The following is a 16127-nucleotide window of genomic DNA, read 5'->3' as shown; positions in this document are numbered from 1 at the left end:
GCCTGCGGGAAAGTCACTTTGTGTTTCTATGCAACTGTCTTGCGCATGGCTATCATGCGGGCCTCATTATCAGGCGCAGTCCGCATGCTCACGTTGCTAAAACTTCTGAAGGATGGTCGCTTTCATTCAGGGCAGGCGCTGGGTGCTGCGCTGGGTATCAGTCGTAGTGCTGTATGGAAGCAATTGCAGCACTTGGAAGCAGAAATAGGGCTTTCTGTTCATAAGGTTCGAGGTAGGGGGTATCAGTTGGCTAAGCCCCTGGTGCTTTTGGATGCTGCAGAGATTTGCGCAAAAGGCCTTCATGAGTGGCCTGTCCATATCTTCGACACTATCGACTCTACCAACGCAGAGGCGCTGCGTTTCATCGAGCGTGGGGCGACAGCGCCGTTCATGGTTCTGGCTGAGCGACAGATCGCCGGTCGCGGTCGTCGTGGCCGTAAGTGGGTCAGTCCGTTTGCCGAAAACCTCTACCATAGCCTGGTGTTACGCATTGATGGCGGCATGCGACAGATTGAAGGGCTGAGTCTGGTCGTTGGGCTTGCTGTCATGCACGCCCTGCGTGATATGGGGATCGCTGAGGCGGGGCTGAAATGGCCTAATGATGTCCTGGTTGGAGAGAAAAAGATCGCCGGCATTTTGCTTGAGTTGGTCGGGGATCCTGCCGACGTTTGCCATGTTGTCCTGGGTGTGGGGATTAATGTGAATATGCAATCGACTGATGAGGTCGACCAGCAATGGACATCCATGTGTCTTGAGGCAGGCAGGGATTTTGATCGAAACGAGTTGGTAGCACGATTGGGGGCGAAGCTTCAGCACTATCTGAAGCTTCATCATGCATCTGGGTTTGCCGCAATCCAGTCGGAGTGGGAGCAATATCATCTTTGGCAGGGAAGGGCTGTCTCCCTGATTGCCGGTGTTAATAAAATTGACGGTATTGTGCTGGGCATTGATCACCAGGGTGCGCTGCGTTTGAAGGTAGAGGGTGTGGAAAAAAACTTTAGCGGTGGTGAGCTCAGTCTGAGGTTGCGTGATGATTCTTGAGCTTGACTGCGGCAATAGCTTTATCAAATGGCGTGTTCTTCGTTCCGACGGAGTGACGCCGGTCGAAGGTGGCGTGGTCAGCTCTGACAACGATTTGTTGGTGAGCCTGAGTAATGCCGAGAAGTTCCAGCTCAAGAAATGTCGTCTTGTTAGCGTAAGGACCCTGGAGGAGACGGATTTATTGGTCGCCTCTCTAGTTGATGTGTTTGGAGTGTCGGTAACGCGTGCTGCGCCTGCTCGGGAAATGGCGGGGGTGAAAAACGGCTACCAGGACTATGAGCGGCTGGGGCTTGATCGATGGCTGGCCTTGCTGGGTGGGTTTCATCTTGCTTCAGGTGCGTGTCTGGTCCTTGATTTTGGTACTGCCATTACGGCTGATTTTGTGGCAGCGGACGGTGAGCATCTCGGCGGATTTATTTGTCCGGGCATGCCTTTGATGCGTAACCAATTGCGTACCCATACGCGAAGAATTCGCTACGACGATATGGCAGCCGAGCGAGCCCATGAGAGTCTTGCTCCAGGTCGGACAACTGTCGAGGCGGTCGAGCGCGGTTGCATGCTGATGCTCAGAGGGTTTGTCCTGACTCAGCTTGAAATGGCGCAGCAATATTGGGGAAAGGATTTCGTGGTGTTTCTCACAGGGGGGGACGCCAATCTGGTTTCCGGGGTTGTTCCTGATGCCAAGGTGGTGCCCGACCTGGTTTTTGTCGGTTTGGCGATGGCCTGTCCTTTGTCTTGAGGTTTCTATGCGGTGGTTGTTTCTATTGTTGCTGGTTCTGAATGTCTTCTACTACATCTGGCATCAGCAGGAGGCCCCACTTCGCGCCAAGGATGTGACTCCGCTCAGTTTGTACCGCGGTTCGCAGCAGGATATTCACCTTCTGAGCGAAACGGCGGATGCACTTGTCAGGCGCGACTTGGGTAAATCCGGCGAGGCGCAAAAGACCTGTATTTACTTGGGTGGTTTTGTGCGTCCGGAGCTGGCCAGGCAGCTGGAGCAGCGATTGGCTGCCTCGGGCGTCGTAGGTCGTTCTGCTGCGTCGAACTCGCCAAACCTCCCCGAGGGTGGGGGATTCTGGGTTCAGGTTTCCCAGGAAAGCGCGGGAAGGGTGAATGAAACGTTGCTTCAAAACCTTTCTAAAGAATTCAATGAGTTAAAACATAAAATAATGCCATGCGAGGGGGTTGCACCCGCTGGGTAGTTTGCATAGAATGGCGCCCGCTTCGCAGCGAAGACCTTTAAAGGCTAGCGATACGAAGCGACGTCAACGCAGCTAACCTCAGGTTTTTAATGAGAAAATGCTTGACAGAAGGCTGGCATGATATAGAATGCCGGCTCGCTTAGGAGGGGTTCCCGAGCGGCCAAAGGGATCAGACTGTAAATCTGACGTCTACGACTTCGAAGGTTCGAATCCTTCCCCCTCCACCATTTTTAGCGTGAGCTGCAAGCTCCGCGGGTATAGTTTAGTGGTAGAACCTCAGCCTTCCAAGCTGATGATGCGGGTTCGATTCCCGCTACCCGCTCCAAGTTTGCAGGTTGTGCAAAGTGTTTCGCTCTTGTAGCTCAGTTGGTAGAGCACACCCTTGGTAAGGGTGAGGTCAGCGGTTCAAATCCGCTCAAGAGCTCCATATAACAAGGCAGATATGAAAATATCTGCCTTTGTTTTAATGGCTTGTGTGACTCGCTAAATTCTTCTCCTAGGGGTGATTTCGATGGCTAAGGAAAAGTTCGAACGTAATAAGCCGCACGTCAATGTTGGTACCATCGGTCACGTTGACCACGGTAAAACCACGCTGACCGCTGCTCTGACCCGTGTCTGCTCCGAAGTTTTCGGTTCGGCCAAGGTTGACTTCGACAAGATCGACAGCGCCCCGGAAGAGAAAGCTCGCGGTATCACCATCAACACCGCTCACGTTGAATACGATTCGGCCGTGCGTCACTACGCACACGTTGACTGCCCAGGTCACGCCGACTACGTAAAAAACATGATCACTGGTGCTGCCCAGATGGATGGCGCGATCCTGGTTTGCTCGGCCGCTGATGGTCCGATGCCACAAACCCGTGAGCACATCCTGCTGTCCCGTCAGGTAGGCGTTCCGTACATCGTTGTCTTCCTGAACAAGGCTGACATGGTTGACGACGCTGAGCTGCTGGAACTGGTTGAGATGGAGGTGCGCGACCTGCTGAGCACTTACGACTTCCCGGGTGATGACACTCCAATCATCATCGGTTCGGCTCTGATGGCTCTGAACGGCCAAGACGACAACGAAATGGGCACCACTGCTGTCAAGAAGCTGGTGGAAACTCTGGACAGCTACATCCCAGAGCCAGAGCGTGCTATCGACAAGCCGTTCCTGATGCCAATCGAAGACGTATTCTCGATCTCCGGTCGCGGTACTGTTGTGACTGGTCGTGTTGAGCGTGGCATCGTCCGTATCCAGGAAGAAGTTGAGATCGTCGGTCTGCGCGACACTCAGAAAACTACCTGCACCGGCGTTGAAATGTTCCGCAAGCTGCTCGACGAAGGTCGTGCTGGCGAGAACTGCGGCGTGCTGCTGCGCGGCACCAAGCGTGACGACGTTGAGCGTGGCCAGGTTCTGGTCAAGCCAGGCACCGTCAAGCCGCACACCAAGTTCACCGCAGAAGTTTACGTTCTGAGCAAGGAAGAAGGCGGCCGTCATACTCCGTTCTTCAAAGGCTACCGTCCACAGTTCTACTTCCGTACAACTGACGTGACTGGTAACTGCGAGCTGCCAGAAGGCGTTGAAATGGTAATGCCAGGTGACAACATCCAGATGACTGTCACTCTGATCAAGACCATCGCGATGGAAGACGGTCTGCGTTTCGCTATCCGTGAAGGCGGTCGTACCGTCGGCGCTGGCGTCGTAGCCAAAGTTATCGAGTAAACAGTTGTAATGTCTTTTTCGGGCCGGCATAATGGTCGGCCTGATTTTGTTTTAGGTCAGTAGCTCAATTGGCAGAGCGACGGTCTCCAAAACCGTAGGTTGGGGGTTCGATTCCCTCCTGACCTGCCAGATTCACTTGGTGTGTCTGGCTTTCTTTTCACAGGATCTTCATAGATGACTCCTAAAGCTGAAGCTCAAGGCTCTCGCTTCGATCTGCTCAAGTGGCTAGTGGTAGTCGCTTTGGTGGTTGTTGGCGTTGTTGGCAATCAGTATTACTCTGCTTCGCCGATCCTGTACCGTGTACTCGCTTTGCTTGCCATTGCTGCTGTAGCTGCCTTTGTAGGCCTGCAAACAGCCAAGGGCAAGTCTTTCTTTGTACTCGCTAAGGAAGCTCGCACCGAGATTCGTAAAGTCGTATGGCCGACTCGCCAAGAAACCACGCAGACCACGTTGATTGTTGTGGCTGTTGTCCTGGTTATGGCGTTGCTGTTGTGGGGGCTCGATTCCCTGCTCGGCTGGCTTGTTTCCTTGATTGTTGGCTAAGGGTGTCCCGTGGCTAAGCGTTGGTACGTTGTGCATGCTTACTCGGGTTACGAGAAGCATGTCATGCGCTCGCTGGTAGAGCGCGTAAAGCTGGCTGGCATGGAAGATGGCTTTGGCGAGATTCTGGTCCCCACTGAAGAAGTGGTTGAGATGCGTAATGGCCAGAAGCGCAAAAGTGAACGTAAGTTCTTTCCGGGCTATGTGCTGGTACAGATGGACATGAACGAAGGGACTTGGCACTTGGTCAAGGATACCCCTCGGGTGATGGGCTTCATTGGCGGTACCGCCGACAAGCCTGCACCGATCACAGACAAAGAGGCAGAAGCGATTCTGCGTCGCGTCGCTGATGGTAGCGACAAGCCGAAGCCGAAGACACTGTTTGAACCAGGTGAGGTTGTACGCGTCACCGACGGTCCATTCGCTGATTTCAACGGCACGGTTGAAGAAGTTAACTACGAAAAGAGCCGGATCCAAGTGGCAGTGCTCATTTTCGGTCGCTCTACTCCGGTAGAGTTAGAGTTCAGTCAGGTCGAAAAGGTCTGATTGAACAGGCATCCCAACCCCGCAGCCCAAGGCTGTGGGGTTTTGTCGTCACTGGGATAAACGCGCAAGTAACCGGGGAGCCTTTCGAGGCGTTCGAACCCGTAATTGGAGTGCCTCATGGCCAAGAAAATTACCGCTTACATCAAGCTGCAAGTGAAGGCCGCTCAGGCTAACCCAAGCCCACCTGTTGGTCCTGCCCTGGGTCAGCACGGCGTGAACATCATGGAATTCTGCAAGGCCTTCAACGCCCGTACTCAGGGTCTTGAGCCAGGTCTGCCGACTCCAGTGATCATCACTGTCTACAGCGACCGTAGCTTCACTTTCGAAACAAAAAGCACCCCAGCTTCGGTTCTGCTGAAGAAGGCTGCAGGTTTGACCAGCGGTTCCGCTCGTCCAAACACCGTTAAGGTTGGCACCGTTACCCGTGCTCAGCTGGAAGAAATCGCGAAAACCAAAAACGCGGATCTGACTGCAGCTGATATGGATGCAGCCGTGCGTACTATCGCCGGTTCTGCTCGTAGCATGGGCCTTAACGTGGAGGGTGTGTAATGGCTAAGCTGACCAAGCGTCAAAAGGCTATCGCCGGCAAAATCGAAGCAGGCAAGGCCTACAACTTTGTAGACGCCGCCGCTCTGCTGGCTGAGCTGTCGACTGTCAAGTTCAGCGAGTCGTTCGACGTTGCTGTAAACCTGGGCGTTGACCCACGTAAATCCGACCAGGTCGTTCGTAGCGCTACCGTGCTGCCACACGGCACTGGCAAGACCGTTCGTGTAGCTGTCTTCACCCAGGGGCCAGCAGCTGAAGCTGCTCTGGCTGCTGGCGCTGATCGCGTAGGCATGGACGATCTGGCTGCTGAAATGAAGGGCGGCGACCTGAACTATGACGTAGTGATCGCGTCCCCGGATGCCATGCGCGTTGTAGGTCAGTTGGGTCAGATCCTCGGTCCACGTGGTCTGATGCCTAACCCTAAAGTCGGCACCGTAACGCCAGACGTAGCCACCGCGGTTAAAAACGCCAAGGCTGGTCAGGTTCGTTATCGCACCGACAAAAACGGCATTATCCACACTTCCGTTGGCAAGATCGGCTTCGACGCCGTCAAGCTGAAGGAAAACGTTGAAGCCCTGATCGCTGATCTGAAGCGTATCAAGCCAGCTTCTTCGAAAGGTATCTACGTCAAGCGCGTTACCCTGAGCACCACTATGGGCCCAGGTCTGGTCATCGATCAGAGCTCGCTCGACGCGTAAGACTCAGGTTGGCGCGAGTGATCGCGCCAATCAAAAAATTGGGGTCCCTGCCTGGCGGGGGCTGTCCAAGACCGTAGGCGACGCAAGTCTTAAACCACAAGCCTACGCAGATGGTGCTCCCGGTTCCTTACCGAATCAGACACCAAAACGACATTCGGTTTCGACCGGATGAAACGGTAACAAGCAGGAGTTAAACCCGTGGCAATTAAACTCGAAGACAAGAAGGCCATCGTCGCTGAAGTCAACGAGGCTGCCAAAGCTGCTCTGTCCGCTGTCGTGGCTGATGCCCGTGGCGTAACAGTAGGCGCTATGACCGGACTCCGTAAAGAGGCTCGTGAAGCTGGCGTTTACGTACGTGTTGTACGTAACACCCTGCTCAAGCGCGCTGTTGCTGACACTGAATACAGTGTCCTCAACGACGTGTTCACCGGCCCGACCTTGATCGCGTTCTCCACCCAACATCCTGGCGCTGCTGCCCGTTTGTTCAAGGAATTCGCCAAAGGTCAGGACAAGTTCGAGATTAAGGCAGCTGCGTTCGAGGGCAAGTTCCTCGCAGCTAACCAGATCGACGTACTGGCAACTCTGCCGACCCGTGACGAAGCAATTTCCCAGCTGATGAGCGTGATTCAAGGCGCAACCAGCAAATTGGCTCGTACTCTGGCGGCACTGCGCGACCAGAAAGAAGCTGCCGCAGCCTAAGGCTCGACACTCCTTTTCGCGTTTTTTGTTTATTTCGATGGTCGCGTAGGCCGTCCCCCAATCCAGGAATTTAGATTCATGTCTATCTCTCAAAACGATATCCTCGAAGCCGTTGGCAACATGTCCGTAATGGAAGTTGTTGAGCTGATCAAAGCTTTCGAAGAAAAATTCGGTGTTACCGCTGCTGCTGCTTCCGCTGGCCCAGCTGTTGCTGCTGCCGTTGCTGAAGAGCAAACCGAATTCAACGTCATGCTGACCGAAGCTGGCGAGAAGAAAGTAAACGTGATCAAGGCAGTACGTGAACTGACCGGTCTGGGCCTGAAAGAAGCCAAGGCTGTAGTTGACGGCGCTCCTGCCATGGTTCTGGAAGCTGTTGCCAAAGACGCAGCTGACAAAGCCAAGGCCGCTCTGGAAGAAGCAGGCGCTAAAGTCGAGCTGAAGTAAGCATCGACTTTGCGTCTCCAGCCCGAGCGTTAAGCGACAGGCTGATGGCTGGTGGCTCTTGCCACCGGCCTTTTTCCGTTATTGGCAGCCGACTGGGTCGGTGCCGATAGCGAGCTGTAACCACCCGATGTGGTGGCGCAAACCATGGGGTTTGCACGATTTTCTGGCTGCTCCCGTCGGGAGGGGCCAAACAAGCAGGTGACCAAGCTGGGGAACGCTGATGGCTTACTCATATACTGAGAAAAAACGTATCCGCAAGGACTTTAGCAAGTTGCCGGACGTCATGGATGTGCCGTACCTCCTGGCCATCCAGCTGGATTCGTATCGTGAATTCTTGCAAGCGGGAGCGACTAAAGATCAGTTCCGCGACGTGGGCCTGCATGCGGCCTTCAAATCCGTTTTCCCGATCATCAGCTACTCCGGCAATGCTGCGCTGGAGTACGTCGGTTATCGCCTGGGCGAACCGGCATTTGATGTCAAAGAATGCGTATTGCGCGGTGTTACTTACGCCGTACCTTTGCGGGTAAAAGTGCGCCTGATCATTTTCGACAAAGAATCGTCGAACAAAGCGATCAAGGACATCAAAGAGCAAGAAGTCTACATGGGTGAAATCCCCCTGATGACTGAGAACGGTACCTTCGTAATCAACGGTACCGAGCGTGTAATCGTTTCCCAGCTGCACCGTTCTCCGGGCGTGTTCTTCGACCACGACCGTGGCAAGACGCACAGCTCCGGCAAACTGCTTTACTCCGCGCGCATCATTCCTTACCGCGGTTCGTGGTTGGACTTTGAGTTCGACCCGAAAGACTGCGTATTCGTGCGTATCGACCGTCGTCGCAAGCTGCCTGCATCGGTACTGCTGCGCGCGCTCGGCTATACCACCGAAGAAGTGCTGGACGCGTTCTACACCACCAACGTCTTCCATGTGCAAGGTGAGAACCTCAGCCTGGAACTGGTGCCTCAGCGCCTGCGCGGTGAAATCGCTGTCCTCGATATCCAGGATGACAAAGGCAAGGTTATTGTCGAGCAGGGTCGTCGTATCACCGCTCGCCACATCAACCAGTTGGAAAAGGCCGGGATCAAAGAGCTGCAGGTGCCTCTGGACTACGTCCTGGGTCGCACCACGGCCAAGGTCATCGTGCATCCGGCCACCGGCGAAATCCTGGCAGAGTGCAACACCGAGCTGAACACCGAGATCCTGGCAAAAATCGCCAAGGCCCAGGTCGTTCGCATCGAGACGCTGTACACCAACGACATCGACTGCGGTCCGTTCATCTCCGACACGCTGAAGATCGACTCCACCGGTAACCAACTGGAAGCCCTGGTCGAGATCTATCGCATGATGCGTCCTGGCGAGCCGCCAACCAAGGATGCCGCCGAGACCCTGTTCAACAACCTGTTCTTCAGCCCTGAGCGCTATGACCTGTCTGCGGTCGGCCGGATGAAGTTCAACCGTCGTATCGGTCGTACCGAAATCGAAGGTTCGGGTGTACTGAACAAGGACGACATCGTTGCCGTTCTCAAGACCCTGGTCGACATCCGTAACGGCAAGGGCATCGTCGATGACATCGACCACCTGGGTAACCGTCGTGTTCGCTGTGTAGGTGAGATGGCCGAGAACCAGTTCCGTGTTGGCCTGGTGCGCGTAGAGCGTGCGGTCAAGGAACGTCTGTCGATGGCTGAAAGCGAAGGCCTGATGCCGCAAGACCTGATCAACGCCAAGCCTGTGGCTGCGGCGGTGAAGGAGTTCTTCGGTTCGAGCCAGCTGTCCCAGTTCATGGACCAGAACAACCCACTGTCCGAGATCACCCACAAGCGTCGTGTCTCTGCACTCGGCCCGGGCGGTCTGACCCGTGAGCGTGCTGGCTTCGAAGTTCGTGACGTACACCCGACTCACTACGGTCGTGTATGCCCGATCGAAACGCCGGAAGGTCCGAACATCGGTCTGATCAACTCCTTGGCAGCCTATGCGCGCACCAACCAGTACGGCTTCCTCGAGAGCCCGTACCGCGTGGTGAAAGATGCCCTGGTTACCGACGAGATCGTGTTCCTGTCCGCCATCGAAGAAGCTGATCACGTGATCGCTCAGGCTTCGGCCACGATGAACGACAAGAAGGTCCTGGTCGACGAGCTGGTAGCTGTTCGTCACTTGAACGAGTTCACCGTCAAGGCGCCGGAAGACGTCACCTTGATGGACGTATCGCCGAAGCAGGTAGTTTCGGTTGCAGCGTCGCTGATCCCGTTCCTCGAGCACGACGACGCCAACCGTGCGTTGATGGGTTCGAACATGCAGCGTCAAGCTGTACCCACCCTGCGTGCCGACAAGCCGCTGGTAGGTACTGGCATGGAGCGTAACGTTGCCCGTGACTCCGGCGTTTGCGTCGTGGCTCGTCGTGGTGGCGTGATCGACTCCGTCGACGCCAGCCGTATCGTGGTTCGTGTTGCCGATGACGAAGTTGAAACTGGCGAAGCCGGTGTCGACATCTACAACCTGACCAAATACACCCGCTCCAACCAAAACACCTGCATCAACCAGCGTCCGCTGGTGAGCAAAGGTGATCGGGTTCAGCGTAGCGACATCATGGCCGACGGTCCGTCCACCGATATGGGTGAGCTGGCGTTGGGTCAGAACATGCGCATCGCGTTCATGGCATGGAACGGCTTCAACTTCGAAGACTCCATCTGCCTGTCCGAGCGTGTGGTTCAGGAAGACCGCTTCACCACGATCCACATCCAGGAACTGACCTGTGTGGCCCGTGACACCAAGCTTGGCCCAGAGGAAATCACTGCGGACATCCCGAACGTGGGTGAAGCTGCACTGAACAAGCTGGACGAAGCAGGTATCGTTTATGTAGGTGCTGAAGTAGGCGCAGGCGACATCCTGGTGGGCAAGGTCACTCCGAAAGGCGAGACCCAGCTGACTCCGGAAGAAAAACTGCTGCGTGCCATCTTCGGTGAAAAAGCCAGCGACGTTAAAGACACCTCCTTGCGCGTGCCTACCGGCACCAAGGGTACCGTCATCGACGTACAGGTCTTCACGCGTGACGGCGTTGAGCGTGATGCTCGTGCACTGTCGATCGAGAAGACTCAGCTCGACGAGATCCGCAAGGACCTGAACGAAGAGTTCCGTATCGTCGAAGGCGCAACTTTCGAGCGTCTGCGCTCCGCTCTGGTCGGCCACAAAGCCGAAGGCGGCGCCGGCCTGAAGAAAGGTCAGGAAATCACCGACGAAGTGCTCGACGGTCTTGAGCATGGCCAGTGGTTCAAACTGCGCATGGCTGAAGATGCTCTGAACGAGCAGCTCGAGAAGGCCCAGGCCTATATCGTTGATCGCCGCCGTCTGCTGGACGACAAGTTCGAAGACAAGAAGCGCAAACTGCAGCAGGGCGATGACCTGGCTCCAGGTGTGCTGAAAATCGTCAAGGTTTACCTGGCAATCCGTCGTCGCATCCAGCCGGGCGACAAGATGGCCGGTCGTCACGGTAACAAAGGTGTGGTCTCCGTGATCATGCCGGTTGAAGACATGCCGCACGATGCCAATGGCACCCCGGTCGATGTGGTCCTCAACCCGTTGGGCGTACCTTCGCGTATGAACGTTGGTCAGATCCTTGAAACCCACCTGGGCCTCGCGGCCAAGGGCTTGGGCGAGAAGATCAACCGTATGATCGAAGAGCAGCGCAAGGTCGCTGACCTGCGTAAGTTCCTGCACGAGATCTACAACGAGATCGGCGGTCGCAACGAAGAGCTGGACACCTTCTCCGACCAGGAAATCCTGGATCTGGCGAAGAACCTGCGCGGCGGCGTTCCAATGGCTACTCCGGTGTTCGACGGTGCCAAGGAAAGCGAAATCAAGGCCATGCTGAAACTGGCAGACCTGCCAGAAAGCGGCCAGATGCAGCTGTTCGACGGCCGTACCGGCAACAAGTTCGAGCGCCCGGTTACCGTTGGCTACATGTACATGCTGAAGCTGAACCACTTGGTAGACGACAAGATGCACGCTCGTTCTACCGGTTCTTACAGCCTGGTTACCCAGCAGCCGCTGGGTGGTAAGGCGCAGTTCGGTGGTCAGCGTTTCGGGGAGATGGAGGTCTGGGCACTGGAAGCGTACGGTGCTGCATACACTCTGCAAGAAATGCTCACAGTGAAGTCGGACGATGTGAACGGCCGGACCAAGATGTACAAAAACATCGTGGACGGCGATCACCGTATGGAGCCGGGCATGCCCGAGTCTTTCAACGTGTTGATCAAGGAAATTCGTTCCCTCGGCATCGATATCGATCTGGAAACCGAATAACACGTGACGCGAATCGAGAGCGGGGCTGTTTTGCCCGCTCTCTGCTCCGCCAGGAGGAAAGGCCTTGAAAGACCTACTGAATTTGCTGAAAAACCAGGGTCAAGTCGAAGAGTTCGACGCCATCCGCATTGGATTGGCCTCGCCTGAGATGATCCGTTCGTGGTCGTTCGGTGAAGTTAAAAAGCCGGAAACCATCAACTACCGTACGTTCAAACCTGAGCGTGACGGCCTGTTCTGCGCCAAGATCTTTGGCCCGGTCAAGGATTACGAGTGCCTGTGCGGTAAGTACAAGCGCTTGAAGCACCGTGGTGTGATCTGCGAGAAGTGCGGCGTTGAAGTCGCGCTGGCAAAAGTTCGTCGTGAGCGTATGGCGCACATCGAACTGGCCTCGCCAGTTGCCCACATCTGGTTCCTGAAATCGCTGCCGTCCCGTATCGGCCTGCTGATGGACATGACCCTGCGTGATATCGAACGCGTTCTCTACTTCGAGAGCTATGTCGTTATCGACCCAGGCATGACAACCCTTGAAAAGGGTCAGCTGCTCAACGACGAGCAGTACTTCGAAGCGCTGGAAGAGTTCGGCGATGATTTCGATGCCCGCATGGGTGCCGAAGCTGTCCGCGAGCTGCTGCACGCTATCGACCTGGAACACGAGATTGGCCGTCTGCGCGAAGAAATTCCGCAAACCAACTCCGAAACCAAGATCAAGAAGCTGTCCAAGCGTCTGAAGTTGATGGAAGCCTTCCAGGGTTCCGGCAACCTGCCAGAGTGGATGGTGCTGACCGTTCTGCCGGTTCTGCCGCCGGACCTGCGTCCACTGGTTCCACTCGATGGCGGTCGTTTCGCAACTTCCGACCTCAACGATCTGTATCGTCGAGTGATCAACCGTAACAACCGCTTGAAGCGCCTGCTCGATCTGTCCGCTCCGGACATCATCGTGCGCAACGAAAAGCGTATGTTGCAGGAAGCGGTCGACGCACTGCTCGACAACGGTCGTCGTGGCCGCGCTATCACCGGTTCCAACAAGCGTCCTCTGAAATCCCTGGCTGACATGATCAAGGGTAAGCAGGGTCGTTTCCGTCAGAACTTGCTCGGTAAGCGTGTTGACTACTCCGGTCGTTCGGTAATTACCGTAGGCCCGACCCTGCGTCTGCACCAGTGCGGTCTGCCAAAGAAAATGGCCCTGGAGCTGTTCAAGCCGTTCATTTTCGGCAAGCTGGAAATGCGTGGTCTTGCGACCACTATCAAAGCAGCCAAGAAAATGGTCGAGCGCGAGCTGCCAGAGGTCTGGGACGTTCTCGCTGAAGTGATTCGCGAACACCCGGTTCTCCTCAACCGTGCACCGACCCTTCACCGTCTGGGCATCCAGGCGTTTGAACCGGTACTGATCGAAGGTAAGGCTATCCAGCTGCACCCGCTGGTCTGTGCTGCGTACAACGCCGACTTCGACGGCGACCAGATGGCCGTGCACGTACCGCTGACACTGGAAGCCCAGTTGGAAGCGCGTGCGTTGATGATGTCGACCAACAACATCTTGTCGCCAGCCAACGGTGAGCCAATCATCGTTCCGTCGCAGGACGTTGTATTGGGTCTGTACTACATGACGCGTGAAGCGATCAACGCCAAGGGCGAAGGTCGTGTGTTCGCGGATCTGCAAGAAGTTGACCGTGTGTTCCGTGCCGGCGAAGCCGCACTGCACGCCAAGGTCAAGGTGCGGATCAACGAAACCGTAAACGATCGTGACGGCGGCAGCGTGACCAACACTCGTATCGTCGACACTACCGTCGGCCGTGCGCTGTTGTTCCAGGTTGTGCCAAAAGGTCTGTCCTTCGACGTCGTCAACCTGCCGATGAAGAAAAAGGCGATCTCCAAGCTGATCAACCAGTGCTATCGCGTGGTTGGTCTGAAAGAGACCGTGATCTTCGCTGACCAGTTGATGTACACCGGTTTTGCCTATTCGACCATTTCCGGCGTTTCCATCGGTGTTAACGACTTCGTTATCCCGGATGAAAAAGCTCGCATCATCGGTGCTGCTACCGAAGAAGTGAAAGAGATCGAAAGTCAGTACGCCTCCGGCCTGGTAACTCAGGGCGAGAAGTACAACAAGGTGATCGACCTCTGGTCCAAGGCGAACGACGAAGTCTCCAAGGCGATGATGGCCAACCTCTCGAAAGAGAAAGTCATCGACCGTCATGGCAACGAAGTCGATCAGGAATCCTTCAACTCGATGTACATGATGGCCGACTCGGGCGCACGGGGTTCTGCTGCGCAGATCCGTCAGCTCGCCGGTATGCGTGGCCTGATGGCCAAGCCGGACGGCTCCATCATCGAGACCCCGATTACCGCGAACTTCCGTGAGGGCTTGAGCGTACTCCAGTACTTCATCTCCACTCACGGTGCTCGTAAGGGTCTTGCGGATACCGCGTTGAAAACGGCGAACTCCGGTTACCTGACTCGTCGTCTGGTAGACGTTGCCCAGGATCTGGTCGTGACCGAGATCGATTGCGGCACCGAACATGGCCTGGTAATGACTCCGCACATTGAAGGCGGTGACGTTGTAGAGCCATTGGGTGAACGCGTATTGGGTCGTGTCATCGCTCGCGACGTATTCAAGCCGGGTACCGAGGACGTGATCGTTCCTGCGGGCACCCTGGTTGACGAGAAGTGGGTCGAGTTCATCGAACTCAACAGTATCGACGAAGTGATCGTGCGTTCGCCGATCAGCTGCGAAACTCGCTACGGCATCTGCGCCAAGTGCTACGGTCGCGACCTGGCACGTGGTCATCAGGTGAACATCGGTGAAGCGGTCGGCGTTATCGCTGCCCAGTCCATCGGTGAGCCGGGTACCCAGCTGACGATGCGTACGTTCCACATCGGTGGTGCGGCAAGCCGGACCTCCGCGGCCGACAGCGTTCAGGTGAAGAATGGCGGTACCGTCCGTCTGCACAACCTCAAGCATGTTGAGCGAGTGGATGGTCACCTGGTGGCAGTATCGCGTTCCGGTGAGCTGGCCATCGCTGATGACTTCGGTCGTGAGCGTGAGCGCTACAAGCTGCCGTACGGTGCTGTGATTTCGGTGAAGGAAGGTGACAAGGTCGACGCTGGTGCCATCGTGGCCAAGTGGGATCCGCACACTCACCCGATCGTTACCGAAATGAAAGGTACCGTGACCTACGTGGGCATGGAAGAAGGTATTACGATCAAGCGTCAGACCGACGAATTGACCGGTATGACCAACATTGAAGTACTTGACGCGAAAGATCGTCCAGCTGCCGGCAAGGACATCCGTCCTGCTGTGAAGATGGTCGACGACAACGGCAAGGATCTGTTGCTGCCAGGCACTGACGTAATCGCTCAGTACTTCCTGCCAGCCAACGCCCTGGTCGGTGTTGCGGACGGTGCGCGGATCGCGATCGGTGATGTTATCGCCCGTATTCCGCAGGAAACTTCGAAAACCCGCGACATCACCGGTGGTCTGCCGCGTGTTGCCGACTTGTTCGAAGCCCGTCGTCCGAAAGAAGCCTCGATTCTGGCTGAAGTCAGCGGCACCATCGCGTTCGGTAAAGAGACCAAGGGCAAGCGTCGCCTGGTCATTACCCCGAACGACGGTAGCGATCCGTACGAAGAGTTGATTCCGAAGTGGCGTCACCTGAACGTCTTCGAAGGCGAACAGGTAAACCGCGGCGAAGTTATCTCGGACGGTCCGAGCGATCCACACGACATCCTGCGTCTGTTGGGTGTGAGTGCGCTGGCCAAGTACATCGTGAACGAGATCCAGGACGTTTACCGTCTGCAAGGCGTGAAGATCAACGACAAGCACATCGAGACCATCCTGCGTCAGATGCTGCGTAAGGTCGAGATCGCTGAATCCGGCGACTCGAGTTTCATCAAGGGCGACCAGATGGAACTGACTCACGTACTGGTGGAAAACGAGCGCCTGGCGACCGAAGACAAGTTTGTCTCCAAGTTCACTCGCGTGCTGCTGGGTATCACCAAGGCGTCGTTGTCCACCGAATCGTTCATCTCGGCGGCTTCCTTCCAGGAAACCACCCGCGTACTGACCGAAGCGGCGGTAACCGGCAAGCGCGATTACCTGCGCGGCCTGAAAGAAAACGTGGTCGTGGGTCGTCTGATCCCGGCCGGTACCGGTTTGGCCTATCACAGCGAGCGCAAGCGTCGCCGTGAAGCTGACAAGCCGTTGCGCGTAAGCGCCAGTGAAGTGGAAGCTGCACTGACCGAAGCACTGAACTCGAGTGGTAACTGAGTTCTGCGGTAATTGAGTGCCTGGCCCTGGTCGCCCCGTTCGGCGGATCGAGACAAATTGTCGAGATCCGGCGGGCGGGGAGGTCGGGGCCTTGCCTTGACTGGGGACAAGATCCTCTTTAGACTCTTGATCCCCTAAATTTGGCGGG

The 16127-nt window shown here is 55.9% G+C and carries 12 protein-coding genes and 4 tRNA genes; all 16 read left to right on the top strand.

Translation table 11 applies throughout. The annotated features are described in order from the left end of the window. Positions 1-84: 84 nt before the first annotated feature. Entirely contained in the window at positions 85-1041 is a 957-nt protein-coding gene (birA, locus tag AC09SL_RS28565; protein ID WP_058545473.1) for a bifunctional biotin--[acetyl-CoA-carboxylase] ligase/biotin operon repressor BirA, read from the top strand. Further along, positions 1031-1780, top strand: coding sequence for a pantothenate kinase (locus AC09SL_RS28560; protein ID WP_058545474.1), 750 nt, complete (start codon positions 1031-1033; stop codon positions 1778-1780). The genes birA and AC09SL_RS28560 overlap by 11 nt, the downstream gene beginning before the upstream one ends. 7 nt (positions 1781-1787) lie before the next feature. Continuing rightward, positions 1788-2243 carry a hypothetical protein gene (locus AC09SL_RS28555; RefSeq protein ID WP_058545475.1) on the top strand — a complete coding sequence of 152 codons (456 nt, stop codon included), beginning with the start codon at positions 1788-1790 and terminating at the stop codon, positions 2241-2243. Positions 2244-2385: 142 nt separating this feature from the next. After that, positions 2386-2470, top strand: a tRNA-Tyr gene (locus AC09SL_RS28550). Between the two features lie 24 nt (positions 2471-2494). Beyond that, positions 2495-2568 (top strand) — tRNA-Gly (locus AC09SL_RS28545). A 26-nt stretch (positions 2569-2594) separates the two neighbouring features. Then, positions 2595-2670 (top strand) — tRNA-Thr (locus AC09SL_RS28540). 84 nt (positions 2671-2754) lie between these two features. Beyond that, entirely contained in the window at positions 2755-3948 is a 1194-nt protein-coding gene (gene tuf / locus AC09SL_RS28535; RefSeq protein ID WP_003186103.1) for an elongation factor Tu, read from the top strand. A gap of 53 nt (positions 3949-4001) precedes the next feature. After that, positions 4002-4077, top strand: a tRNA-Trp gene (locus tag AC09SL_RS28530). A 45-nt stretch (positions 4078-4122) separates the two neighbouring features. Further along, positions 4123-4491 (top strand): preprotein translocase subunit SecE, encoded by a 369-nt coding sequence (gene secE, locus AC09SL_RS28525; RefSeq protein WP_003186101.1) that lies wholly within the window; start codon positions 4123-4125, stop codon positions 4489-4491. A 9-nt stretch (positions 4492-4500) separates the two neighbouring features. Then, on the top strand, positions 4501-5034 hold the full coding sequence (gene nusG / locus AC09SL_RS28520; protein WP_003186097.1) for a transcription termination/antitermination protein NusG: 534 nt from the start codon (positions 4501-4503) through the stop codon (positions 5032-5034). A 117-nt stretch (positions 5035-5151) separates the two neighbouring features. Beyond that, positions 5152-5583 (top strand): 50S ribosomal protein L11, encoded by a 432-nt coding sequence (gene rplK / locus AC09SL_RS28515; protein WP_003176435.1) that lies wholly within the window; start codon positions 5152-5154, stop codon positions 5581-5583. Then, complete coding sequence (rplA, locus tag AC09SL_RS28510; protein ID WP_003186095.1) at positions 5583-6278, top strand: 50S ribosomal protein L1; 696 nt, start codon at positions 5583-5585, stop codon at positions 6276-6278. The genes rplK and rplA overlap by 1 nt, the downstream gene beginning before the upstream one ends. Before the next feature lie 198 nt (positions 6279-6476). Next, positions 6477-6977 carry a 50S ribosomal protein L10 gene (rplJ, locus tag AC09SL_RS28505; RefSeq protein ID WP_003206099.1) on the top strand — a complete coding sequence of 167 codons (501 nt, stop codon included), beginning with the start codon at positions 6477-6479 and terminating at the stop codon, positions 6975-6977. A 78-nt stretch (positions 6978-7055) separates the two neighbouring features. After that, positions 7056-7421, top strand: a complete 366-nt coding sequence (rplL, locus tag AC09SL_RS28500; protein ID WP_007970414.1) for a 50S ribosomal protein L7/L12 — start codon at positions 7056-7058, stop codon at positions 7419-7421. 220 nt (positions 7422-7641) lie between these two features. Further along, a complete protein-coding gene (gene rpoB, locus AC09SL_RS28495; RefSeq protein WP_013694338.1) occupies positions 7642-11715 on the top strand; it encodes a DNA-directed RNA polymerase subunit beta in 4074 nt (1357 codons plus the stop codon). Between the two features lie 64 nt (positions 11716-11779). Next, the gene (gene rpoC / locus AC09SL_RS28490) at positions 11780-15979 is read left to right on the top strand and encodes a DNA-directed RNA polymerase subunit beta' (RefSeq protein ID WP_058542713.1); all 4200 of its coding nucleotides are present in this window, start codon (positions 11780-11782) and stop codon (positions 15977-15979) included. Positions 15980-16127 lie beyond the last annotated feature (148 nt).

The sequence above is a fragment of the Pseudomonas sp. PF05 genome, assembly GCF_056521845.1.
Note: the sequence above shows the minus strand (reverse complement) of the source record. Positions and strands in the feature narration are given on the sequence as shown.